Below are 24,418 nucleotides of genomic sequence, written 5' to 3' on the forward strand. Positions count from 1 at the left end.
GGGCAGGAATTTCGACTACCTGGGATGCCGTAATCCGTTAGGTTTCTCCGCCCGTTCCGAGATCATTCTTCGGCGTCTTCGATTACTGTGCGTCGGCTTACGGATCGCACGTTCGAGTGAAGCAGTTCGAGTAAACGTGTGTGGTGATCCTGTGACACAAGCGTGACCGGTGGCGTACGTGAGGATGCCGCGCCGCCGTCGGAGCCAGGCTTCCGTACCCGTCCGGGGCGGCCTACGGTGAGAGACATGGCACCTATACCGACTCCTCCCGCACAGCCCGACGACACACCCGGCGCGTATGTCGGCCTCGCCGCCGAAGCCGCCGAGCGGAGGGCCCGCGCGCGTGGCTGGAGCAGCGTGAGATCCCTGCCGCCGGGCGCGATCATCACCATGGAGTACCGGGCCGGACGGATCAATTTCGAGGTCGACGACGCCGTCGTGACCCGCTGCTGGGTGGGCTGAGACCGCACCGCCGCCGGACCGCTGCGACAGACCCGCGACACGAGCAAGGCCCCGACCGAGGTCGGGGCCTTGACTGTGCGGGGTGAGGCTGTGCGTACCCGTCCCCGATACGTGGGGGTGCGGTCCGTCAGCCGCCGCTCATCGGGCGGGCCGGGCTGGTGCCGCCGCGCGGTGTACGGTCCGCGTGCGGCGGGCGGCGGCTGCCGACCGGGGTGATGGGTGTCCGCTCCGAGCGCACCGTGTGCGTCGTGTGGGCCCGTGGCCGGGTGCCCGCCGGGGCCGCGGCCGTCGCGAGGCTTCCCGCCGCGACCGGTTCGAGCGCCGGGTCCTCGTCCATGGCATCGGAACCGGCCCGCTGCGGCAGCAGCACGGTCCGGGGTCCGCCGGCCGCGACAGGCACCGAAGGCACTGTCCTGCCCCGCGCACGCCACTGCTCGCGTACCGCGAAGATCCAGTCCTCGGCGCGGGTGATCAGCGGCTCGGCCCACGGCAGGCCGAGCAGGATCAGCAGCCCCGCGGCCCAGCCCAGCAGCACATCGCTGAGCCAGTGCGTGCCGAGATAGACGGTCGTGAGCCCGACCCCGAGCGAGACCACCGCCGATACGGCCGACAGGTAGCGCCTGGCCCTCGGAGTGGTGGCCAGGTACGCGAGGATTCCCCAGGTCACGACCGCGTTGGCGGTGTGCCCGGACGGGAATATATCGCCGCCGGCGAAGAGCTCCGCGGAGCCGATCTGGGTCGCGTAGTGCGGGCCGAGCCGGCCGAGGCCGAGCTTGACCGCGCCCACCGTCAGGTTGAGCAGCAGCAGTGAGGCGCCCAGCGTCAGCAGGGGCCGCAGGGTGTGCTGCCGCCAGGAGCGCCAGCCGAGCCAGCAGGCGACCATCACGGCCGTGGGGCCTCGCTGGCCCAGCACCACGTAGTAGTCGAGGAAGGCATGGATTCCGGGCCACTGCTGGTAGGGCCGGAACAGCATGACCTTCCAGTCCAGGGTCACCAGCCAGGAGCCGATCAGCACGGCAAAGACGATGGCGAGATAGAACGCCAACGTCCCGCCGAAGAGAGCGATGCGGTGACGGCTCATCCGCGGTGGCTCTATCTTCGGCGGTTCCGGCTCCCGGTCCAGCCGGGCAAAGATGTCGGTACGCACCCAATCGACGTTACAGCGAGTGAGTGCGCGTTCCGGTCGATCCGGCCGCTTTGTGATGACGATGTGATGTGGACTATGTCTCAGCCAGGCATCTTTTCCTGACCGTTCGGCGAATCCCGGAGACCGTGCGATCCATTTTCCCGCACTCATTTCGGAAGAGTGTTTGGGTATCCGCGAATAACAAAGAACGATGCCCTTTGCATTTCTGCGGCCGTCGCGCCCGGGGTGAACGGACGGTGCAGGGCCGGTCACGGGGCGGGTCCGGTGTGCACCCACGGCGGCGACAGGCGCCGTCCGTCGGGGGCCGGGTGAGGAGTCCGGCGTGGCGTACGCCACACTCCATGGCCCGCCGAGGTATGAGATGGACCACGTGTGGCAACGCCGAACTCGCGTACGCTGACGGATCACTCGCCCGTCGATGCCGGGCCTGGAGGGGCAGCAGACGCTGCATCCCCGGTTGGCCTGCCGAGCGCGAGGCCTTTTGGGAGGTACATGCATGTCCGGGACGACCACAGCCCGACTCCGGCTGCGCGCAGCCGCCGACGGTGCCAACCGATGGGTCGTCCTGGTCGTCCTCTGCCTCAGCCTGCTGCTCGTGGCGCTCGACGCCACCGTGCTGCACGTGGCCGTCCCCGCCGTCACCGAGGACCTCCGGCCGAGCGCCGTCGGTCTGCTGTGGATCGTGGACGCCTATCCACTGGTCTGTGCCTCGCTGCTGATCCTCTTCGGGACCCTCGGTGACCGGGTCGGCCGCCGGCGCATACTGCTGCTCGGCTACGCCCTCTTCGCGGTGGCCTCCGCGGTTGCCGCGATGGCCGACAGCCCGGGCGTCCTCATAGCGGCGCGCGCCCTGCTCGGGGTCGGCGGCGCGATGATCATGCCGGCGACCCTGTCGATCCTCCGCCAGGTCTTCCCCGACCGGCGTGAGCGGGCCGTCGCCATCGGAGTGTGGACCGCGGTCGCCGCGGTCGGCGCGGCCACCGGGCCCGTCATCGGCGGTTTCCTCGTCGAACACTTCTGGTGGGGCTCGGTCTTTCTGATCAACATCCCGCTGATGGCCCTGATCCTTCCGATCGGCCGGCTGCTGCTGCCCGAGTCGCGGGGCAGCGATGACGGCCCCTGGGACGTGTTCGGCGCGCTGATGGCCGCGGCCGGAGTGCTCGGTGTGGTCCTCGGTGTGAAGCGCGCGGGCACCGGCGAGGGGATTTTCGTCCTCGCCACCCTCGTGCCGCTGTTCCTGGGCGGCGCGCTGATCGTCGCGTTCGTACGCCGGCAGAAGCGCCGTACGCATCCACTGATCGACATAGGGATGTTCGCCAGACCCGCCTTCTCCACCGCGGTCGGCTGCATCGTCCTCGCCATGCTGGCCCTGGTCGGTCTCGAACTGATCGCGGTCCAGTACCTTCAGCTGGTCCTGGGCCTCAGCCCACTGGAGACCGGTCTGCGGCTGCTGCCGCTCACCTTCGCCGCGATGGCGGCGGGTGCCACCGGCTCGTACACCCTGCGCCGGGTCGGCCCGCGCCGGATGGTCGGCTGGGGCTTCGTGCTCACGGCGGCCTCGGTGCTGCTCCTGACCCTGATGGGGCAGCACGACCGGCCCGGTCTGCTGACCGTTTCGTTCGTCGTGCTCGGCTTCGGGCTCCAGTCCACGCTCTTCGGTGCGTACGAATCGATGCTCAGCGAGGCCCCGGCGGACCGGGCCGGTGGCGCGGCGGCCATCGGCGAGACCTCGTACCAGCTGGGAGCGGGCATGGGGATCGCGCTGCTCGGCAGCGTGATGAACGCCGCCTACACCCCTGGGCTGGCCAAGCTCTCCGGGGCGGGCGTTCCCGCCGAGGCCTCCACCGCCGCCTCCCACTCGCTGGGCGAGGCCTATCAGGTGGCGTCCCGGCTGGGCGGTCCGCTGGGCCAGGTGCTCCGGACCACGGCCCGGCACGCCTTCGTCAACGGTCTGCACGTGACGCTGCTGGTCAGCGCGGGGTTGCTGCTGCTCGGCGCGCTCGCGGCGCTGCGGCTGCCGCGGGTGATGGAGTGCCCGCCGCGGGTTCTCTGCGATCCGCACGATGTGCAGGGCGACCACGAGTCCCGTGAGACCAAGGCGTTCCACGGTCCCCAGGGAGCCCCTGGACAGGGACGTCGGAACCCGCCCCGTTCGCTGCCTGTCCGGCGGCAACCCGCCGAGGCCACCGGCTCTGGACGAGCGGCACACTGAGCCGTAACGTCAGCACGACGCCATAACTAACACTGCTAGTTTTAGTACCGTGCGAGCCGCCGGAGGCACTCTCATGTCCACCACCGAGTCCGCTGAGTCCGCGAAGCCGTCGAAGCTGCCGCCCTTCGACCCCGCCGACCCGATCGGCATCGACGATCTGCTCGGCCCCGAGGACCTCGCGATCCGCTCCACCGTCCGTGCCTGGGCCGACAGCCGGGTCCTGCCGCACATCGCCGAGTGGTACGAGAACGGCGAGCTGCCCGGCATCCGTGAGCTGGCCCGCGAGCTCGGCTCGATCGGTGCCCTCGGCATGTCCCTCCAGGGGTACGGCTGCGCGGGCGCCACCGCCGTCCAGTACGGCCTGGCCTGCCTGGAGCTCGAAGCGGCGGACTCCGGGATCCGCTCGCTCGTCTCCGTCCAGGGTTCCCTCGCCATGTACGCCATCCACCGCTTCGGCTCCGAGGAGCAGAAGGAGCGGTGGCTGCCCGGGATGGCGGCCGGCGAGATCATCGGCTGCTTCGGGCTCACCGAGCCGGACCACGGCTCCGACCCGGCCGGGATGCGGACGTACGCCAAGCGGGAACCGGGGGGTGCCGCCGCCTCGGACGATGTCGGAAGCGGGGGAGACTGGGTCCTCAGCGGCCGCAAGATGTGGATCACCAACGGCTCGGTGGCCGGGGTGGCCGTCGTCTGGGCACAGACCGACGAGGGCATCCGCGGCTTCGTCGTGCCGACCGATACCCCCGGCTTCTCGGCGCCCGAGATCAAGCACAAGTGGTCGCTGCGCGCCTCCGTCACCAGTGAGCTGGTACTCGACGAGGTACGGCTGCCCGCCGATGCCGTACTCCCCGGGGTCACCGGCCTGCGCGGTCCGCTCAGCTGCCTCAGCCACGCCCGCTACGGCATCGTCTGGGGAGCCATGGGCGCCGCACGCGCCAGCTTCGAGGCAGCGGTCGACTACGCGAAGACCCGGGAACAGTTCGGGAGGCCGATCGGCGGCTTCCAGCTCACTCAGGCCAAGCTCGCGGACATGGCCGTCGAACTGCACAAGGGCATCCTGCTCGCCCACCATCTGGGCCGTCGGATGGACGCGGGCAGGCTCCGCCCGGAGCAGGTCAGTTTCGGAAAGCTCAACAATGTGCGGGAGGCGATCGAGATCTGCCGCACCTCACGCACAATTCTCGGCGCCAACGGGATCTCGCTCGAGTACCCGGTGATGCGGCATGCGACGAATCTGGAGTCGGTGCTCACCTATGAGGGCACCGTGGAGATGCACCAGCTGGTGCTGGGCAAGGCACTCACCGGTCTGGACGCATTCCGGTAGAACCGGACGCCTGCCGGACCTTCCGGCGAGCGCCCTGCTCAGCTCTGGTTGAAGAAGCCGTCGGCCGGTCGGCCGGCGGCTTCGCCACTGACCACGTGGGTGTCGGCCGGGGTCAGCAGGAAGACCCGGGTGGCGACGCGGTCGATCGACCCGCGCAGTCCGAAGATCAGCCCCGCGGCGAAGTCCACGACACGCTTCGCGTCCGAGGGGTCCATGGCCGTGAGGTTCATGATCACAGGGACGCCGTCCCGGAAGAGCTCGCCGATACCGCGGGCGTCCCGGAAGCTGTCCGGGGTGACCGTGGCGATCCGGCGGCCCGTCTCCTCGGCCGCCTCGGAGACCACCTGCACCCGTGGGTCGGTCACCCAGGCATTGCCGGTCCCGGTCCGTGCACCCTCGGCGTACTCGTCATCGTCGTCGTAGTAACGCTCGTCGTTGTCCTCTACGAGGCCCAGCCAGGCACTCGCCTTGCGCACCGATCCCATGGACGCCTCCTCTCACCGCGGTTCCTTGGTGTTCCGCATCTCATTCGTATCCCTATGGTCGACCATGATGCGGATCGTGCGCCAAGTGGATAGTCGGCGCGCAGGGGATTCGTGACGTTACTGGTGCAGAAGATGTGGCGATTCGTCAAGGTTCCTCCTGCATAGGGCCCCTGGTGAAAAGAAAATATGATGTCCCGGTCCGTACGGGTGACGTGAGGTGCGTACGGGTGAACGGGTCACTCGATACGATGCCCGTCGCGCACACGCACGAGTGCGGCGCACGTCGGAACGACTCTCGGGGGATCGTCGTGTTCGGAATAGTCAGGCCCTGCGCCCATCGGTTGTCGGAGGGCCTCAAGACCGAGTGGATGGCCCATCTCTGTGGGCTCTGCCTCGCACTTCGCTCGGACCACGGGCAGTTCGCCCGGATCGTCACGAACTATGACGGCCTGATCGTCTCGGTCCTGACGGAGGCTCAGGCCGAGCGCACCACCGGATGGCGACGTACCGCGGGGCCCTGTCCACTGCGCTCCATGCGGACCGCTCCGGTCGCCCGAGGCGAGGGGGCCAGGCTGGCGGCCGCCGTCTCGCTGGTGCTCGCCTCGGCGAAGGTACGGGACCACATAGCGGACGGGGACGGGCTGTTGAGGCGCCGCCCGGTCGCCGCGGCCGCCCGCCGGGTCGCCGCGGGCTGGGACCGGGCCGGTGCGCGTACCGGCGCGGAGCTGGGATTCGACACCGCCGTCCTCGTGGACGCCGTCGACCGGCAGGCCGGCGTCGAGCGGCTCGCCGGACCGGGCACCCCGCTGCTGACGGTCACCGAACCCACCGAGTCGGCCACCGCGGCGGCCTTCGCCCACACCGCCGCGCTCGCGGGCCGGCCGTGGAACGCCGAGCCTCTCGCCGAGGCCGGCCGGCTCTTCGGGCGGCTCGCACATCTGCTGGATGCCGTGGAGGACCAGGAAGCTGACGCCGCGTCGGGTGCCTGGAATCCGCTCACCGCCACCGGCACCTCGCGCGCAGAGGCCCGGCGGTTGTGCGACGACGCGCTGCGTGGTGTGCGGCTGGCGCTGGGCGACGCCGAATTCACCGACGACAAGCTGACGCATGTGCTGCTCGTGCACGAACTGCGGCGTTCGGTGGACCGGGCCTTCGCCACGCAGACGTGCTCGCACCAGGAGGATGCGCGGCGCACCGATGAGGATCTGACGGACGGGCAGCGGACGGAGCCCTCCGCGAAGGCACCGGGCGGCGCGGCGGGGCTGCGGCGGACCGGGTCCTTCGGGCCGCCGCCGGGCAATCCGTACGCGCCGAACAACCCCGGCAGCCCGTTCGGCCCGCCCCAGCCCCCGCCGGAGCCGCCGCGTGACCGGCGTGGGCTGATCACGGGCTGTCTGGTGTGGGCGGGCCTCGCCTGCACCTGCCAGATGTGCTGCGGGACCTTCGAGGACCCGTGGAGCCGGCAGCGGCGCGAGGGGCTGTGCAGCCAGTGCGACTGCAGCGACTGCTGCGATGCGTGCGACTGCTGCGGCAACTGCGGGGACTGCTGCAGCTCCTGCGACTGCTGCGACTGCGACTGCGGGTGCGACTGCTGAGCCACGCCCCGGGCCGGCTCGACGGCCCCGGGATCACTTGATCTCGGGCGGCGAGATCCGGGAGGACTCGATCGCCGACGCGCCGATGCCCCACTTCTTGAGGATGCGGTCGTACGTTCCGTCCGCCTTGAGCCCGTTGACCGCCGCCTGGAAGGCGGGCGCCAGCGGAGTGCCCTTCTTGAACGCGAAGCCGACGTCGAGCCGCTTGAACTCATTGAGGAAACGCACGCCCTCCTGCTGCTCGACCGCATAGCGCAACCCGTTGATGGTCGACATCACCACGTCGCTGCGGCCCTGCTGGAGCGAGGCCCAGACGGCCGCCAGGTCGGAGTAGGTCTTCACGTCGTACGGCTTCCTGCCCGCCTCGGCGCACCGGTGCTTGTTCTCCTCCAGCGTCACCTCGAAGGTGGTGCCCGCGGCGGTGCCCACGGTCAGGCCGCAGAGCTGGGTGAGATCGGTGACCTTCGCCAGCTTGCTGTCGTCGCGGACCGCGAAGCCCTGCCCGTCATTGAGGTACGTGACGAAGTCGATCGTCCGGCGGCGCTCGTCGGTGACCCCGAAGTTTCCCGTCCCCAGGTCGTACTTCCCGCTGCCCAGCGCAGGCAGGATCGCCTCGAAGGCGGCCACCTCGCGCTTCAGCTTCAGGCCCAGCGCCCTGGCCACGGCGTCCGCGACGTCGATGTCGGTGCCCGCCACGGTCTTCCCGTCCGGCAGATAGGTGGCACCGGGCGGTGTGCCGACGCTGGAGGCGATGGTCAGCGCGCCGGCGGCTCGGACATCGGGGGGCAGCAGCGCGGCCGCGGCCTTGTTCTTCTTGACCGACGACACGACGTCCTGCGTCGGAACCCTCCCCTTGGCGGAGGCGGCCGGGCCGGCCGCGCCGGCCGGAGCTGCTGCGGGATCGCCGGACCCGCACGCGGTGAGAGCGACTGCGGCGACGGTGATCAGCGCGAAGGCGGCGGTGTGCCGGGTACGGGGCATGAGGTGTGGTTCTCCAGGTTCGTCGACCGTGCGCGGGGCAGCCGGGCAGCGCCGGGCGGCGCGCCACGGCAGCACGGCCACGGGCGGGGCGAAGGAAGAGCGGAGGAAGCTCGGAACGGCGAACAGCCTGAGGGGAGGGTGCAGCGACGTTGTGTACGTGAAGACGCGCAGGGAACGGTGCTCAGGCGCCGGACACGGCGCGAGGCACGGACGCGAGAAACCGCAGGGGGGTCAGCTCAACAGGAGGAGGACCACACGCGACCGAAGTCGATGTGGGAGCGCTTGACCAGCCACTGCTGCGAATGCATGGCCCAAGTGGAACAGGCCATCCACTGGTCCGTCAACTGACCTGAGACGTATGACTCACAGTGTGGACAGGCTTGACAATATGTCGTGAACAGCGCTTACCTCTGAAGCGGATCGCGCTGAGGGGCCCGGTCCGCGTTGTGTTCTTCCGTGAAGGCACGTCCCGTGTTCGATCTCTGCATCCACGGAGCCTTCGCATGTCTGCGCAGACAGATGCCTTTCCTCAATCACGCCCGGCCCCGCTCTCCGAGGGCAGCGGCAAGGACAATGACGCCGACCGCCTGCGGATCGTCCCGGTGCGCCGAACAGGCCAGTGGACAGCGGCCGTTGTGGTCCTGCTGCTGCTCGCCCTGGCGCTGAACTCGGTCATCCGCAACGACGCCTTCCAGTGGGACGTCGTCGGCGACTACTTCAGCACCGCCTCCGTCCTGCGCGGCCTCGGCCTCACCCTCTGGCTCACCGCCCTCGTCATGGCGCTCGGCTTCGCCCTCGGCACACTGCTGGCGGTACTCAGGCTCTCCGCCAACCGTGTGCTTCAGGCGGTCAGTTGGGGCTACGTCTGGCTCTTCAGGTCCACCCCGATCCTGGTCCAGCTGCTCTTCTGGTTCAACATCGGTGCGCTCTACCCGGAGATCCTCGGTGTCCGTACGGTGAACCTCCTCGGGCCCGTCACGGTCGCCGTCATCGGCCTCACCCTGCATGAGGCCGCGTACGCGGCCGAAGTGGTCCGCGGCGGCATCCTGTCCGTCGAGCGCGGGCAGATCGAGGCCGCTCAGTCGCTGGGCCTCGGCGCCTGGCGCCGGTTCCGCCGGATCGTGCTGCCGCAGGCGATGCGCTCCATCGTCCCGCCCGCCGGGAACATGCTGATCGGCACGCTCAAGGGCACCTCGATCGTCAGCATCATCGCCGTGCAGGACCTGCTCTATTCGGTGCAACTCGTGTACCACCGCACCTACCAGGTGATCCCTCTGCTGCTCGTCGCCACTCTCTGGTACGTGGTGGTCACCTCGCTGCTCAGCGTCGGCCAGCACTACATCGAACGGCACTACGCCCGTGGCACGGCGGGTGCCCGGTGAGCGTCGGGCCGGCCCTCGTCATCGTGGGCGCCGGGCCACGCGGCACCGGCCTCATCGAGCGCATCGCCGCCAACGCCCCCGAGCTGTACGAAGGCCGGCGGCTGGACATCCATCTCGTCGACCCGTACCCGCCCGGCGGCGGCCGGATCTGGCGGCGCGACCAGTCCCCGCTGCTCTGGATGAACTCCATGGCCGAGGACGTCACCATGTTCACCGACGACACGGTCCAGCAGGAGGGGCCGATACGTCCGGGGCCCGCACTGCACACCTGGGCGGCCGACGTCCGCGACGGCCGGGTCGCCCTTGGAGTCGAACCGGAACTCCTGGACCGGATAAAGGCGTTGGAAGGACACGACTTCCCGAGCAGGCAGCTGCAGAGCGCGTATCTGGGATGGGTGTACGAGCAGGCGGTGGCCGCGCTTCCGGCGGGCATCACCGTGCATGAGCACCGTGGGCACGCCCTGCGCGTCACCGGGCGGCGCGACGGCCGTCAGCACGTCTGGCTGGAGGGGCGCGCCGAACCGCTGACCGCCGACCTCGTCGTACTCACCATCGGTCACCTCGATGCCGAACCCGCCCACGAACACGTCGAGTTGACGCAGTTCGCGAACCGGCACGGGCTCGTCCACCTGCCGCCCGACTTCACCGCCGACAGCGACCTGACCGCCTTGCCCGCCGGTGAACCGGTCATCGTCCGGGGCTTCGGGCTCGCCTTCATCGATCTGATGGTGCTGCTCACCGAAGGACGCGGAGGGCGGTACGAGAACGGCGAATACCTGCCCTCCGGCAAGGAGCCCGTCCTGCACGTCGGGTCGCGGCGTGGTGTCCCGTACCACTCCAAGATCGGCTACGGCCGGCAGGGCGAACGGCCGCCGCTGCCGCGTTTCCTCGGCCCGGAGCAGACCACAGAGCTGCTGAGCCGGCCCGGCCCGCTCGACTTCCGGCGCGACGTGTGGCCACTCGTCGACAAGGAACTCGGATACGCCCACTACCACCGGCTCTTCGCCGCCCACGCCGAGCGCACGACCGTCGACTGGCAGGTCTTCGAGGAGAAGTACACGGCCGCCGACCCGGGCAGCCAGGAGCTGCGCGCCCTCGTCGTCGCCGCCGTGCCCGACCCGGCTGACCGGCTCGACCTCGAAGCGCTCGACCACCCGCTGGACGGCGTGCACCACCCGTCGTACGACGCACTCCAGGTCGGGCTGCGCGAGTACATCACCGCCGACCTCGACCGCCGCCACGACCCCACGCACAGCGAGGACCTCGCCGTCTTCCTCGGACTGCTCTCCGTCTACGGGCAGTTGATGCGGCTCGGTGACATCGGCGGCTGGTGGCACGGCTTCTTCAGCTACCTCGCGTCCGGCCCGCCGGGACCCCGTCTGCACCAGCTGCTCGCCCTCTCGCGGGCCGGGGTCGTCCGCTTCCTCGGCGCGGGAATGACCGTCGAGGCGGACGAGGAACGCGGCGTCTTCCGGGCCGGCAGCGCCACCGTTGCGGGGGAGTGGATCGAGGCCCGCGCACTGGTCGAGGCCCGGCTGCCGGATCCGTCACCGGAGCGCACCCGCAGCCCGATCCTCCAGGCACTGTACGAGGACGGAGCCGCCGCCACCGCCACCGGACTGCTCTCCGTCGACCCCGACGACGGCCGGATCCTGGGCCGCGACGGCCGCCCGCACCCCCGGCGCTTCGCCCTCGGCCCGCACACCACCGCACGGGCGAGCGGCGCCTTCACCCGGCCGCGCACCGGCGGCCCGGCCTTCCGGCAGAACGACGCCACCGCACGGACGGCTCTGGCGTTCCTCCGCGACCCGCTCTGTAGCGACGGCGTCGACCGCAGCGACGGAACGGACGGCGGCGACCGCCTCAGCGCCTGACCGCGGTGCCGTCCCACCTCCTCAGCCCCCTCCGCCCTTGGCCCCATGGCCCGTATTCCAAGGAATCCTCATGTCGCTCACCAGCGATCCACCTCTCGACAGGACGACCGGGCCCCAGGACGATGCCGCTTCCGCCATCGACTACGGCGCGCTCACCGTCGTCCCCGTGCGCCACCCCTGGCGCTGGGCCGCCGTCGTCGCCACCGCCGTCCTGCTCGCCCAGTTCCTGCACGGTCTGGTCACCAACCCCGGCTGGGAGTGGGACGTCTTCGCCCGCTTCTTCACCGCCGAGACCGTCCTCGAGGCCGTCTGGATCACCCTCCAACTGACCTTCTACGGCACGGTGCTCGGCTTCGCGCTCGGCATAGTGCTCGCCTTCATGCGGCTGTCGGCCAGTCCGTTCCTCGGTGCGGTCGCCTACGCGTACATCTGGGCGTTCCGCTCCATACCGCTCATCGTCCAGCTGCTCTTCTGGTTCAACCTCGCCTACCTCTACAAGGAGTTGCGGTTCGGCATCCCGTTCGGCCCCGGCTTCTTCTCCTTCGACACGATGAACCTCGTCGGCGCGATGAGCGCGGCCGTCCTCGGGCTCGCACTGCACCAGGCGGCCTACGCGGCGGAGATCGTCCGCGGCGGCGTACTCGCCGTGGACAGTGGCCAATTGGAAGCAGCCGCCGCGCTCGGGATCCCCCGGCACCGGCAGCTGTGGCGGATCGTGCTGCCGCAGGCGATGCGTTCCATCCTGCCGAACGCCGCCAACGAGATCATCTCGCTCTTCAAGGGCACCTCGATCGTCTCCGTGATGGCGATCGGCGAACTCTTCTACCAGGTCCAGGTCGTCTACGGACGCAACGGCAGGGTCGTGCCTCTGCTGATGGTGGCCACCGTCTGGTACATCCTCCTGACCACCGTGCTCTCCGTCCTCCAGCACTACGTCGAACGTCACTACGCCAAGGGGGCCGCGCGATGAGCGCCACCACTGCCGATTCCACGGATGCCGTCCCCGACGCCATGGTCGAGATCCGCGCCGTGCACAAGAGCTTCGGCACTCTCGAAGTCCTGCGCGGCATCGATCTGTCCGTACGCGCCGGAGAGGTGACCGTCGTCCTCGGCCCTTCCGGGTCCGGCAAGTCCACGCTGCTGCGCACCATCAACCACCTGGAGAAGGTCGACAACGGCTGGATCAGCGTCGACGGCACCCTGGTCGGCTACCGCAGGGACGGCAACAAACTCTACGAGCTCCGCGAACGCGAGGTCCTGCGCCAGCGCACCCGGATCGGCTTCGTCTTCCAGAACTTCAATCTCTTTCCGCACCTCACAGTCCTGGAGAACATCATCGAGGCGCCGGTCTCCGCCCGGCGCCGCCCCCGCAAGGACGCGGTCTCCGCCGCCGAGAAGCTCCTCGCCCGCGTCGGGCTCGCCGACAAGGCGGGGGCGTACCCGAAGCAGCTCTCCGGCGGGCAACAGCAGCGCGTGGCCATCGCCCGCGCCCTCGCTCTCGAACCGAAGCTGCTGCTCTTCGACGAGCCGACCTCGGCGCTCGACCCCGAGCTGGTCGGCGAAGTCCTCGATGTCATCAAGGACTTGGCGCACGGCGGCACCACGATGATCGTCGTCACGCACGAGATCGGCTTCGCCCGCGAGGTCGCCGACACCGTCGTCTTCATGGACGAGGGACGGATCGTCGAGCAGGGCACCCCCGCCGACGTACTCGACCGTCCGGAACACCCGCGCACCCGCGCCTTCCTCTCCAAGGTCCTGTGACCCTCCCATGTCCCTTCCCACCCCTTCCGCACCGCCTGCAAGGAGCGCCCACGTGCCCGTCCGCCGTACCCTCGCCGCCACGCTCGCCACCCTCACCGCCGCCGGACTCCTCACGGCCTGCGGTACGAGCGACGCCGCCACCGACGAGATCAACCCGAAGGGACAGCGGGGCACCGGCATCGACATCGGCCCCGACCAGCACCGGATCCGGGAGAAGAAGGTCGACGCCATCGCGGCGAAGGTGCCGGCAGCCGTCCGTGAACGCGGCACGCTGCGGCTGGGCGCGAGCGCCGACGCCTCGCCGCCGCTCGGCTTCTACGCCACCGACGACAAGACCCGGATCGGCTCCGAGATCGACCTGGCGACCCTGATCGCCGACACGCTCGGGCTGAAGCCGGAGTTCGAGGAGGTCTCCTGGGAGAACCTCTTCGTCGGCCTCGACAGCTCCAAGTTCGACGGCGTCCTGTCGAACGTCACGGTCACCGAGGAACGCAAGGAGAAGTACGACTTCGCGACCTACCGGCTCGACAACATCGCCTTCGAGGCCAAGAAGGGCTCCGGCTGGAAGGTGAAGGGCCCCGAGGACGTGGCGGGGAAGACCGTCGCAGTCGCGTCCGGCACCAACCAGGAGAAGATCCTCGTCGACTGGAGCGAGCAGAACGTCAAGGCCGGACGCAAGCCGGTGGACATCAAGTACTTCCAGAAGGACACCGACTACTACCTGGCCCTGCAGTCCGGCCGGATCGACGGCTATCTCGGCCCCAGCCCGTCGGTGAACTACCACGTGGCGTCGGCCGGCCGGTCCGAGGTCGTCGGCACGCTGTCGGGCGGTGGCGACGGACTCCAGGGGAAGATCGCCGCCACCACGAAGAAGGACAGCGGCCTGGTCGAGGCGTACGCGGCCGCCATCGACCACATCATCGAAGACGGCTCGTACGCCAAGGTGCTGGGGCGCTGGGGGCTCTCCGACGAGGCCGTCGAGAAGTCCGAGATCAACCCGCCCGGCCTTCCCAAGCCCAAGAACTGAGCCCGAGAGGTACGCACAGCGATGTCTGCCACCACCGCTCTTCATCTGGCCGCCGAGATCGGCGGCCCGCCCCACTACGACGCCCTGCACTACGTCGAGCTCGCCCGGCTCGCCGAGCGCGGGTCACTCGACTTCGTGACCCTCGGCGACTCGTTCGCCCGCCCCGGACTCGACGCGCTCGCCGTGCTCTCCCGGGTCGCGCCCGCCACCCGCAGGATCGGGCTGGTCCCGACCGTCACCACCACCCACACCGAGCCGTTCCATGTCTCGTCCGCCGTGGCCACCCTGGACTGGGTGAGCCGCGGCCGGGCGGGCTGGAGCGCCGAGGTGTCGGCGACCGAGGCCGAGGCCCGGCTGTTCGGCCGGCGGTCCGCCGCGCCCGCCGCCGAGCTGTGGCGCGAAGCGGGCGAGACCGCCGATGTCGGAGCCCGGCTGTGGGACAGCTGGGAGGACGACGCGGAGATCCGGGATGTCGCCACCGGCCGCTTCATCGACCGCGACAAGCTGCACTACGTCGATTTCGAGGGCGCGACGTTCACCGTCCGTGGACCGGCCATCGTGCCCAGGCCACCGCAGGGTCACCCGGTCACCGTGATCGACGGGACGGGCGGACCGAGCCAGGCCGCCGCCGCACGCCACGCCGATGTCGTACTCGTACGGGCCACCGCGCCCGAGCAGGCCGCGGGCATCCGGGAGGACGTACGGCGCCGCGCCGCGGCGTACGGCCGCGACCCCGACACCCTGCGGGTGCTGGTGGCGCTCACCGTCGACCTCGGGGACGCCGAGACCGCGCCGGAACCCGGTCTGGAGAGCGGACCGCCGCTCGCCGCCGGGGGCTCGTACTACCGGGGCGGCCCGGTCGACCTCGCCGAACTGATCGCCCGATGGCACCGGGCCGGAGCCGTCGACGGCTTCCACCTCACGCCCATCACACCGGAGCGCGATCTCGAACGGATCGTCAACGGAACCGTCGCCCTGCTTCAGCACCGCAGCCTGTTCCGCACCTTCTACCCGGGAGGCACGCTCCGCGAGCACCTGGGACTGGCGCGCCCGGCGAACCGATACGCCCTTGCGGAGGGACGAGCATGACCGCACCGACGCGGAAGCAGATGCACCTGGCCGCCCACTTCCCCGGCGTGAACAACACCACTGTCTGGACCGACCCCCGCTCGAAGAGCCAGATCGACTTCTCCTCCTTCGAGCACCTCGCCCGCACGGCCGAGCGCGGCAGGTTCGACTTCTTCTTTCTCGCGGAGGGGCTCCGGCTGCGCGAGCACAACGGGCGGATCCACGATCTGGACGTGGTCGGCCGACCCGAGTCCCTCACGGTGCTGAGCGCTCTGGCCGCCGTCACCGACCGGCTCGGCCTCGCCGCCACGGTCAACGCGACCTTCAACGAGCCGTACGAACTGGCCCGGCGGCTCGCCACCCTCGACCACCTCAGCGACGGCCGGGCCGCCTGGAACGTCGTCACCTCCTCCGATGCCTTCACCGGGGAGAACTTCCGGCGCGGCGGTTATCTCGACCGGGCCGACCTCCCCCAAGTTCTCGGCTCCGCTCGAACAGGGGGGACCCCCTACACCCGGGCCGCAGAGTTCGTCGCCACCGCCCGCGAACTGTGGGACACCTGGACCCCCGACGGAACCGCGCGCCCCTTCCGTCACCAGGGGCAGCACTTCACCATCGAGGGCGAGTTCACCGTCCCGCGCTCCCCGCAGGGCCACCCGGTCGTCATCCAGGCCGGGGACTCCCCGGAAGGCCGCGAGTTCGCAGCGTCCGCCGCTGACGTCGTCTTCACCCGGCACGGCACGCTGGAGGCGGGCCGCACCTTCTACACCGACGTCAAGGCGCGGCTGGCGAAGTACGGCCGGCAACCCGACGATCTGAAGATCATGCCCGGCGTCACCTTCGTCCTCGGCGACAGCGACGCCGAGGCCCAGGAGTCGGCGGCCGAGATCCGCCGCCAGCAGATCTCCCCGCAGAACGCGATCCTCGCCCTGGAGCAGGTCTGGGGCCGCGACCTCTCCTCGTACGATCCCGACGGGCCGCTCCCCGAGTTCGACCCGGACCCCGACTCCGGACTGGTCCAGGGCCGGGTCAGGATCGGCGACCCGCTCGCCGTCGCGGCCCGCTGGCGCGCGCTGTCCGAGGCCAAGGGGCTGTCCATCAGGCAGACGGTCATCGAGACGACCGGGCGACAGTCGTTCATCGGCAGCCCGGAGACAGTCGCCTCGGAGCTCATCGAGTTCGTCTCGACCGACGCGGCCGACGGCTTCATCCTCGTACCGCATCTCACCCCGGGCGGCCTCGACGACTTCGTCGACCGGGTCGTCCCGCTCCTCCAGGAACGCGGAGCCTTCCGCTCCGAATACACCGGTTCCACTCTCCGGTCCCATCTCGGGCTGGCCGATCCGGTAGGGAAGGATTGATCGCATGAGCACGGACACGCAGCAGACGCAACAAGTGGGGCAGGCGCAACAAGTGGGGCAGGTGCGGCAGGCGGAGGAGGAATGGACCCGCTGGCATGAGGAGCGCACGGCCACGGTCTCGGCACCGTACGGACCGCTCTCCCTCACCGGCACGCACTGGCTGTCGGACCACCCGGAGGGTCGAATTCCGGCCGTCCCCGGGCAGTGGCGGGAGGACGGCGACGAACTGGTGCTCACAGCCGTCCCCGATGACGGGCTCACCGTCGACGGGGAGCCCTTCACCGGCGAGGTGCGGCTCACCGCGGACCGCGGCGCGATCGAAGCCTCCCGCGTCGCGCACGGCGAGCGGCGGCTGGTCGTGCTGAACCGTGAAGGGCTGTGGGCGGTACGGGACTTCGACCCGGACTCCGCAGCGCGGAAATCCTTCCGGGCCATCGAGGCGACGTCGTACGACGCCCGCTGGGCGCTGACGGGCACCTTCCGGTCGTACGGCACCACCCGCTCGGTCCGGGTCGAGAACGCCGACGGAGTCGAGCGCGGACTCGGCCTCGGCGGTGAGATCGCCTTCGAGGTGGACGGAACGGAGCACACCCTGCAGGTCGCGGTCGAGCAGGAGGGCTCGCTCTGGGCGGTCTTCGCCGACGCCACCAGCGGGAAGAGCAGCTACCGCTTCCGCTTCCTGCGGCCCGCGGCGCCGGCGGAGGACGGCAGTGTGACGGTCGACCTCAACCGCGCGGTGCTGCCGCCGTGCGCCTTCGCCGACCACTTCATCTGCCCCTTCCCGCCCCCCGGCAACACCCTTCCCGTCGCGGTCGAGGCGGGGGAGCGGAACCGGATCGACAACTGACGTACCGCTGACGAACCGGCGACCCACCCTCGTATTTCATCCGGACAGGCCCCGGCAGCTCGCGAGCTGCCGGGGCCCGTCGCGTGTCCGTGGCCTGCCGCGCGCATGCGCGGGGTGACGACCTGAGGCCAAAAGGCCCTCTTGCGCAAGAAGTTGACGCCTTGAATACTCCCGAGCAGCGCTTGTCAGGGGCACGTCGTATCCGGAATGCGGAACACGGCCGTGCGCCCGACTGCGCCTCACGGGTCCGACCACCCCACGGGCGGACCCCCGTTTCCCCTTGGGAGGAATCAGAAGTGAGGATCAAGCGCACCACCCCCCTCAGCGGCATGGCGAGACGAAGCAGGGCCGTCGCGATCGCCGCAGGCCTTGTCGCTGTCGCCGCCCTCGCCGTGCCCAGCGCCCACGCCAACTCCACCGGGACGTTCAGCGCCAACCAGCTCACCGCCGCGAGCGACGCCGTGCTCGGCGCGGACATCGCCGGAACCGCCTGGAACGTCGACCCGGCGACCAAGACCCTGAGGGTCACGGTCGACAGCACGGTCTCCCAGGCCGAGATCAAGCAGATCAAGGAGTCTGCGGGAGCCAACGCCGGCGCCCTGCGGATCGAGCGCACGTCCGGCACGTTCAACAAGCTGCTCTCCGGCGGCGACGCCATCTACGCACCCGGCTGGCGCTGTTCGCTGGGCTTCAACGTCCGTAGCGGCAGCACCTACTACTTCCTGACCGCCGGTCACTGCACCGACGGCAACCCGCCGTGGTACACCAACTCGTCGAACTCCACGAGCATCGGTCCGACGGTCGGATCGAGCTTCCCGACCAACGACTACGGCATCGTGCGGTACGACAACGCCTCGGTCGCCCACGCGGGCACCGTCGGCAGCCAGGACATCACCAGCGCGGCCAACGCCACCGTCGGTATGTCCGTCACCCGCCGCGGCTCCACCACGGGCATCCACAGCGGAACCGTCACCGCCCTCAACGCCACGGTCAACTACGGCGGCGGCGACATCGTCTACGGCATGATCCAGACAAACGTGTGTGCGGAACCCGGCGACTCGGGTGGTCCGCTCTACTCCGGCACCAGGGCGATCGGACTCACCTCGGGCGGCAGCGGCAACTGCAGCTCCGGTGGTACGACGTTCTTCCAGCCGGTCACGGAGGCGCTCAGCGCATACGGCGTCAGCGTCTACTGACGCCCGGCACCTCACGCACGCTCTCGAAACCGCGTTCGGCAACGCCAGAGCCCTCGCCCGAATTCCGGGCGGGGGCTCCCGTTCACCCCGCGGCTTTTGAGAGGATGTGGGGGAGGACGGTCGCGCAGGAACAACGGGGGCGGATGCTGTGCCTTCCGGAGGGATGCCCTCCGGGACCCCCGGCAGACACCCCAGGGGGTTCCAGTCCGTGAAACGTATCGGAGTGACCGGACACCGCAGCATCCCCGAGGAAGCGCACGCCCATGTGATGGCCGGGATACGAGCGGTGCTGTGCGGCTTCGACGGCTCCCTGGAAGCCCTCTCCAGCCTGGCTGTGGGAGCGGACCAGCTCTTCGCCGACCTGGCACTCGCCTGCGGGGCGGAACTGACCGCGGTCATCCCCAGCGGTGACTACGAGGCCTGCTTCGCCGACGGGCCCGAACTGGCCCGCTACCGAAGCCTCAAGGGCCGCGCGGCCCGCGAGGTCCGGCTGGACTTCCCGCACTCCACGGACGAGGCGTACTACGCGGCGGGCGCCTACATCGCCGACCACTGCGACCGGCTGCTCGCGGTCTGGGACGGCCGGCCCGCCCGCGGCTTCGGCGGCACGGGCGACATCGTGACGTACGCCCGGACGCTCGGCCGCCCGGTGACGGTGATCTGGCGCGACGGGGTGGAGCGCGCCTGATCCGCGGTCAGCTCACATGCGATGCCGGGCCAGCCAGTCGGTGTGTTCCGGGGAGACGATCCGCTCGGTCTCGAAGACCGCGACCGGCCACTGCCGTTCGGTCAGACTGGTCTCCATGGCGGCCTGCATCGACTCCAGATCCTTCTCGACCAGTGAGTGCGCGGAGATCAGCGGGTGATGACGACGCATCTCGTTCCATGCCAGGCAGGCAGCCGCTGCCGCCGAGAGTGCACCTGTCAGCGCGAAGGACCGGGCGGCCCCGAATGTCTGCAGCAGGCTGAGCGCCAGCGCCGGCGTGGTCAGCGCGGCGATGGCGCTTGACCAGACCAGCGCGCCGCGCCGCGAAACATGCTGGCGCCTGCGGTACCAGCGCCGCTGTTCGATCAGCCGGTCCCGTACGTAGGTTTCCTTGCGTACCGTGAAGGCCCTGCTCCGTAACTCCCGCATGGACTCCGTGATGAGCCCGCCGCCGGCATCGCTCATCTCGTCACGGGGATCCACCCAGCCGACCTTCCTGAGCTCCTGCAGGCCCTCTTCGAGCCGGTTGGCGAACACTGCTTCCGGATGCTGGGTGCCGGTGTCGAACGGGGAGCCGTGCACGGCGTATCGCCAGCACATCGACTTGATGAACTCAGCGGCGGAGCGGTTCAGTTGCCAATGCGACTTCGCCTTGCGCCGGGAGGCGGCATAGGTCGTGAACAGAACCCCGAGGTAGGCCAACGCGCCTATGCCGTCAAGTAGTTGAAATGAGCCACCGACCGTGCCGTGCCAGGGCAGGGCCGCCGGCAGGGCACCTACCACGAGGAGGATCAGTTGGCCGCGGGTCGTATTGACCGCCTCCCGCTGGCGTGCGATGGCGATGGCGTCCGTGTGGTGGAAGAGCGCCGGGAGGTCCTCGCTCCTGAAGACCATGGACTGAAGCGGTCCGGGAATCGCCGTCATGTTCACCCCGTCTGCAGTTTTGGACATGCTCGTTCAGCCAGGCAGATGACCTCTTCGATCCGACCGGAAGCTGGGAGGCCCCTTGTGCGGTGCCCGGGGCGCACGCGTGCGTGGGCGGAGGCCGACCGGGGGCACGAGAGTAGATCGAGCGCCCGGGCACTGCAATGGTGCCCTGGGCGACAACGGCGCCCTTCGGCTTGGATCCGGTCGCTCTCGTGTGATCCGATGCGCTGTGGCATGGTTGGTCAACTGGCTTTTGTTTCAGGCGAGTTACCTCTCAGACTCGCCTCTCGCTGGGGGAGCGAACGTGCAGGATGCGAATCAGGGCGATATGCGGTCGCCGGTCGGTGCCCAACGCAGGATCCGGCGGAGCCCACTGCTGTTCACCACACCCCTCGCGCTCCTCGCACTGCTCACCTCGATCCTTCTCTGGGAAGTGATCCGGGCCAACATGGCGGACGGGGCGCGGTCCGCCTGGCCGTGGCGCCTGCACCTGCTCGACATGGACGCCCTGGGCAGTCTGCTGGCCGTCGCCGGTGGCGCGGTCCTGGCCAGGGCGCAGTACGCCCGCACAGTGCGGCCGTACCTTGGGTGGCGCGGATCCTGGCAGAAGGGGCATCTGCAGGGGGACGCATCCGGGTGGCGCGTCGGCGTGCTCAACGGCGGGCAGCACCTTGCCGTGGTCGACGCCTGGGACTGTCGCCTGGTCCTGGCCGGACAGGCCGATTCCATCAGTGCGCCCTGGGGTGACCTCGACGATGCGGCGACCGAACTGACAGCTGCCGGGCTCGTCGTAGCGCAGGACTTCCAGATCATCCACTTCGGTCCGGGCTTCCCTCTCGTGAGCACCGGAGGGTACGACACGGTGCTGGTGGGTGCCTTCTCGAAGCGGTTCGTCCGTGACGTCGAGGCGTTCTACATACGGTTCAGGATCACCGACGTCGTAGGTGACACCCACGAGCGCATCCTGGACTGCATGAAGGGGGCGAGGACCGATCTCAATGCCCCGCTCGACTGAGGTCCGGCAGAGCTCGGCCACCCTCTCGGTGGAGGCGGGCGATGCGAGGTGTTCGCGGATGGAACCGGCAGGACGTGGCGCCGGACGGGTGGACGGAGCGGGAGTGAACACGCGGCATCGGACATCTGTCCCGAAGGTAAATCGACGTAGCTTTCCCCTAAATCGGGGTGGCGCATCACCCGTCCATGATGCAGGGGCTTCCCGCCGGGCTGCGCACAGGCCGGCGGGGAGGTTCGCCCGGCCTTCCGTAACTGGCTCGTGTCATCTGCTCCGGCCTGCGCATTCTCTGCCCACTCCGATGGAGGAATGTCGAGTCGCGTTCCGTCTGGCGTAATGCTGTGTGACAGCTGCGTTTCGTGCGACGTCGGCGTTTGCCAAGCGCTGTCAGCGGAGTAAAGTCGTGCCGCCGGACACTGCATTTATGCAGTAGCCGGAAGCGTTTCAGTGTCCGGAACAATCCCATCAAGGACGGCCGTGAAGACCAACGAATCCAACTCATCCTTCGCCAATGCGAAGAGCCGTGTGCCGCTCGCCGAGATCGATGCCAGTGGTGTCGAAGTCACCAGGAAGCTCGATCGGGTATTCAGCACGTCAACCGGCCGCTCCACCAAGGCGTCAACCTTCAGCTCGGCTCTCTGAGTCGCGCCGTAAGATGGCTAGACTGACGGAATGACAGGACCCCTGGTCCCCTTCCGTGAAATCGTGCTCAAAGTGCACAGCAGGTGTGATCTTGCCTGCGATCATTGCTACGTCTATGAACATGCTGATCAGAGCTGGCGTACCCGCCCTAAGGCAATCTCTGATGAGGCAATTTCCTGGACCGCTCAACGCTTGGCTGAGCATGCTCTGACGCATGCGCTGCCCTCCGTGTCAGTGATCCTGCACGGAGGGGAGCCTCTCTTGGCGGGCCCCGCGCGTCTGCGCCGCGTCTGCGAGGAGCTGACCTCGGCACTGAACGGTATCGCCGCTCTCGATCTACGGATCCATACCAACGGCCTGCAGCTCAGCCCGCGCTATCTGGACCTCTTCGACGAGTTCGGCGTCAGGGTCGGTATCTCGCTCGACGGCGACCGGACCGCCAATGACCGGCACCGCCGGTTCGCCGACGGACGCACCAGCCACCCCCTGGTCCTCCGAGCCGTCGCGCTTCTGCGCCAGCAGCGCTACCGCCACCTCAACCTCGGCCTTCTGTGTACCGTGGACATCCGGAACGATCCGCACGCGGTGTTCGACGCCCTGGCCGAACTCGAACCGCCGCTCATCGACTTCCTTCTTCCGCACGCCACCTGGGACCAGCCTCCGCCACGTCCGGACGGATCGCCCACGGCCTATGCCGACTGGCTCCTCGCGATCTTCGACCGCTGGAGAGAGCAGGGCCGGCCGGTGCCGGTTCGGTTCTTCTCCTCGGTCCTGTCCACGCTGAGCGGCGGCCCCAGCCTCACCGAGTCCCTCGGGCTCGCCCCCACCGACCTCGTCGTCGTGGAGACCGACGGCCAGTTGGAGCAGGTCGACTCGCTCAAGAGTGCCTACGAGGGTGCGGCAGCCACCGGGTTCGACGTCTTCACGCACAGCTTCGACGAGGTCGCGGCCCATCCCGGGGTCCGGGCCCGGCAGCTCGGACTGGACGGCGTCAGCGAGACCTGCCGCAGCTGCCCCGTCGTGCGTTCGTGCGGCGGCGGTCTCTACACGCACCGCTACAAGTCGGTGGATGCCGTGGATCCAGCCCGGGCGTTCGACCACCCTTCCGTGTACTGCGAGGATCTCGAGGCGCTGGTGCGCGGCATCGAGGAGCGGACGTCGGCCTCCGCGGTACCGGCCGCGGTGGCGGACCCCACCGAGCTGGGCGCCGAACAGCGGGACCTCACCCGCACCGCACTCGCCGTGCTCCACGGCGACCTGGACGGACTCGGCGGCGACCACTGGGCCGCCGCCTGGGAGCTGGCGTCGACGGTCGAGGGCTCCGAGGACGGATCGCGAGGCCTGGACGAGGCGCTCGCACACCCCTACGCCCGCAGCTGGCTGCACGACGCACTCTCCGCCGTGCACGAGGAGAGGCCCGGCGCCGGGAGGGTCGCGTGGCGGCTGTCGTCGTATGTCGCGGCTGCCGTGATCCGTGCCGGGCTCGATCTGGCCGTACCGGTCGCCTACCGGGCCGGCGTGCTCGCCCTGCCCGGCCTCGGCTCACTGCGGATCGACGGGCCGCAGGACGACGGCACGGCCCAGGTGCGCGTCACGGACGACGGCTTCCTGGTGCGCCGTGCGGGTGACAGCCGGCAGGGTGCTTTCGAACGGCGGATCGTGCGGGGCGGGGCGGCCGGTCGGGACTGGCTGCCGGTGCGCCGGCTCGGCGGCGGTGAAGCGCCCGGCTCGGCGCCCCGTTGGGTGCTCGACGACCTGGACCCGTACCGCGACTGCTTCCGCGACCGCCCTGCCGCCCGGCTCCGGCAGGATGAGGCCGACCGCCTCGGCGCCGGGCTGGACCGGGCCTGGGCACGGATCGCGAAGCGCGCACCTCGGCACGCCGCGGAGATGGCCGAAAGTCTGACCACGGTGACGCCACTGACCGGCCCGGCGCCGGGGGAGCCCTCGGTGGGTCGGCACGGATACGGCGCGCTCGGTATCCGACCGGACGACAGTGCCGAGCAGTTGCCACGCGCTCTGCTGCGGGGCTTTCGCCGGGCAAAGCTCCGGGCGTTGCTCGACGTCACAGATCTTTACGCGTCGGACGGCTCCTGGGAACATCGGACGCCGTGGCAGGAGGAACTGGTTCCGTTTTCTCGACTGCTGGCTGAAACGTACGAACGGGTGGCGCTCGGGGCATTCGAGCCGCATTATCTCGACGGCGTACCGCAGGCCATCGAGACGCTGGAGCATGCAGCCGAGCTCACCGTCAGCGGAAAGCAGCTGCTCGACCTGATGAGAAAAGAGGTCTGAAGCGAGGATTCCGGTTCGGGCCGGGCTCCGGCACACACGGGACAACCGGGAGGGGCGACCCACGAGCGAATTCGATCAGGGACGCGATCGACGGCGTCGGGCACGGATGAC

21 protein-coding genes are annotated in these 24,418 nt (G+C 69.6%); 17 read left to right on the top strand and 4 right to left on the bottom strand.

Annotation, left to right across the window (positions count from 1 at the left end; all coding sequences use genetic code 11):
• Window positions 1–246: 246 nt before the first annotated feature.
• Window positions 247–462, top strand: a complete 216-nt coding sequence (locus OG963_RS34045) for an I78 family peptidase inhibitor (protein WP_030917974.1) — start codon at window positions 247–249, stop codon at window positions 460–462.
• 127 nt (window positions 463–589) lie between these two features.
• Here OG963_RS34045 and OG963_RS34050 read toward each other — a convergent pair whose 3' ends face one another.
• Entirely contained in the window at window positions 590–1,609 is a 1,020-nt protein-coding gene (locus OG963_RS34050) for a phosphatase PAP2 family protein (protein ID WP_319737338.1), read from the bottom strand.
• A 496-nt stretch (window positions 1,610–2,105) separates the two neighbouring features.
• Between OG963_RS34050 and OG963_RS34055 the strand changes: the two genes are divergently transcribed.
• Together OG963_RS34055 and OG963_RS34060 are read left to right on the top strand one after the other, a co-directional pair.
• Window positions 2,106–3,821, top strand: a complete 1,716-nt coding sequence (locus OG963_RS34055; RefSeq protein ID WP_371799783.1) for an MFS transporter — start codon at window positions 2,106–2,108, stop codon at window positions 3,819–3,821.
• A 73-nt stretch (window positions 3,822–3,894) separates the two neighbouring features.
• On the top strand, window positions 3,895–5,145 hold the full coding sequence (locus tag OG963_RS34060; RefSeq protein WP_093774959.1) for an acyl-CoA dehydrogenase family protein: 1,251 nt from the start codon (window positions 3,895–3,897) through the stop codon (window positions 5,143–5,145).
• Window positions 5,146–5,183: 38 nt separating this feature from the next.
• Here the strand turns inward: OG963_RS34060 and OG963_RS34065 are convergent, their stop codons facing one another.
• Window positions 5,184–5,630, bottom strand: coding sequence for a cell division protein SepF (locus OG963_RS34065; protein ID WP_030917985.1), 447 nt, complete (start codon window positions 5,628–5,630; stop codon window positions 5,184–5,186).
• Window positions 5,631–5,998: 368 nt separating this feature from the next.
• Here OG963_RS34065 and OG963_RS34070 point away from each other — a divergent pair, with 368 nt between their 5' ends.
• Window positions 5,999–7,225, top strand: coding sequence for a DUF5685 family protein (locus OG963_RS34070; protein ID WP_093930082.1), 1,227 nt, complete (start codon window positions 5,999–6,001; stop codon window positions 7,223–7,225).
• A gap of 33 nt (window positions 7,226–7,258) precedes the next feature.
• Here the strand turns inward: OG963_RS34070 and OG963_RS34075 are convergent, their stop codons facing one another.
• Window positions 7,259–8,206: an ABC transporter substrate-binding protein gene (locus OG963_RS34075; RefSeq protein WP_093774961.1), complete on the bottom strand. Its 948-nt coding sequence runs from the start codon at window positions 8,204–8,206 to the stop codon at window positions 7,259–7,261.
• A gap of 503 nt (window positions 8,207–8,709) precedes the next feature.
• On the opposite strand from OG963_RS34075, the gene OG963_RS34080 reads away from it, so the two are divergent.
• The 10 genes from OG963_RS34080 to OG963_RS34125 all read left to right on the top strand — a co-directional run bounded on the left by OG963_RS34080 (window position 8,710) and on the right by OG963_RS34125 (window position 19,413).
• Window positions 8,710–9,588 (top strand): amino acid ABC transporter permease, encoded by an 879-nt coding sequence (locus OG963_RS34080; protein ID WP_093774963.1) that lies wholly within the window; start codon window positions 8,710–8,712, stop codon window positions 9,586–9,588.
• The gene (locus OG963_RS34085) at window positions 9,585–11,462 is read left to right on the top strand and encodes an FAD/NAD(P)-binding domain-containing protein (RefSeq protein ID WP_093774965.1); all 1,878 of its coding nucleotides are present in this window, start codon (window positions 9,585–9,587) and stop codon (window positions 11,460–11,462) included. The genes OG963_RS34080 and OG963_RS34085 overlap by 4 nt, the downstream gene beginning before the upstream one ends.
• Window positions 11,463–11,532: 70 nt before the next feature.
• Window positions 11,533–12,432, top strand: a complete 900-nt coding sequence (locus OG963_RS34090) for an amino acid ABC transporter permease (RefSeq protein WP_093774967.1) — start codon at window positions 11,533–11,535, stop codon at window positions 12,430–12,432.
• Window positions 12,433–12,473: 41 nt separating this feature from the next.
• On the top strand, window positions 12,474–13,226 hold the full coding sequence (locus OG963_RS34095) for an amino acid ABC transporter ATP-binding protein (RefSeq protein ID WP_093775482.1): 753 nt from the start codon (window positions 12,474–12,476) through the stop codon (window positions 13,224–13,226).
• Window positions 13,227–13,278: 52 nt separating this feature from the next.
• A complete protein-coding gene (locus OG963_RS34100; RefSeq protein WP_093929970.1) occupies window positions 13,279–14,253 on the top strand; it encodes an ABC transporter substrate-binding protein in 975 nt (324 codons plus the stop codon).
• Window positions 14,254–14,274: 21 nt separating this feature from the next.
• Window positions 14,275–15,342 (top strand): LLM class flavin-dependent oxidoreductase, encoded by a 1,068-nt coding sequence (locus OG963_RS34105; RefSeq protein WP_093774971.1) that lies wholly within the window; start codon window positions 14,275–14,277, stop codon window positions 15,340–15,342.
• On the top strand, window positions 15,339–16,682 hold the full coding sequence (locus OG963_RS34110; RefSeq protein WP_093929971.1) for an NtaA/DmoA family FMN-dependent monooxygenase: 1,344 nt from the start codon (window positions 15,339–15,341) through the stop codon (window positions 16,680–16,682). Before OG963_RS34105 ends, OG963_RS34110 begins: the two co-directional genes overlap by 4 nt.
• A 4-nt stretch (window positions 16,683–16,686) precedes the next feature.
• Window positions 16,687–17,529 carry a DUF1684 domain-containing protein gene (locus OG963_RS34115; RefSeq protein ID WP_371799784.1) on the top strand — a complete coding sequence of 281 codons (843 nt, stop codon included), beginning with the start codon at window positions 16,687–16,689 and terminating at the stop codon, window positions 17,527–17,529.
• A 296-nt stretch (window positions 17,530–17,825) separates the two neighbouring features.
• Complete coding sequence (locus OG963_RS34120) at window positions 17,826–18,725, top strand: S1 family peptidase (protein WP_093774977.1); 900 nt, start codon at window positions 17,826–17,828, stop codon at window positions 18,723–18,725.
• Window positions 18,726–18,933: 208 nt separating this feature from the next.
• A complete protein-coding gene (locus OG963_RS34125) occupies window positions 18,934–19,413 on the top strand; it encodes a hypothetical protein (protein WP_030918012.1) in 480 nt (159 codons plus the stop codon).
• Between the two features lie 12 nt (window positions 19,414–19,425).
• Here the strand turns inward: OG963_RS34125 and OG963_RS34130 are convergent, their stop codons facing one another.
• The gene (locus OG963_RS34130) at window positions 19,426–20,325 is read right to left on the bottom strand and encodes a DUF4231 domain-containing protein (protein ID WP_319326999.1); all 900 of its coding nucleotides are present in this window, start codon (window positions 20,323–20,325) and stop codon (window positions 19,426–19,428) included.
• A 337-nt stretch (window positions 20,326–20,662) separates the two neighbouring features.
• Between OG963_RS34130 and OG963_RS34135 the strand changes: the two genes are divergently transcribed.
• From OG963_RS34135 to fxsB, 3 genes are all read left to right on the top strand, one after another.
• Window positions 20,663–21,373: a hypothetical protein gene (locus OG963_RS34135; protein WP_319326834.1), complete on the top strand. Its 711-nt coding sequence runs from the start codon at window positions 20,663–20,665 to the stop codon at window positions 21,371–21,373.
• Between the two features lie 474 nt (window positions 21,374–21,847).
• Window positions 21,848–22,012: an FXSXX-COOH protein gene (locus OG963_RS34140; protein ID WP_319326838.1), complete on the top strand. Its 165-nt coding sequence runs from the start codon at window positions 21,848–21,850 to the stop codon at window positions 22,010–22,012.
• Between the two features lie 30 nt (window positions 22,013–22,042).
• Complete coding sequence (fxsB, locus tag OG963_RS34145) at window positions 22,043–24,307, top strand: radical SAM/SPASM protein FxsB, inactivated metallohydrolase extension form (RefSeq protein ID WP_371799785.1); 2,265 nt, start codon at window positions 22,043–22,045, stop codon at window positions 24,305–24,307.
• Window positions 24,308–24,418 lie beyond the last annotated feature (111 nt).

The sequence above is a fragment of the Streptomyces sp. NBC_01707 genome (assembly GCF_041438805.1).
Taxonomy (GTDB): domain Bacteria; phylum Actinomycetota; class Actinomycetes; order Streptomycetales; family Streptomycetaceae; genus Streptomyces.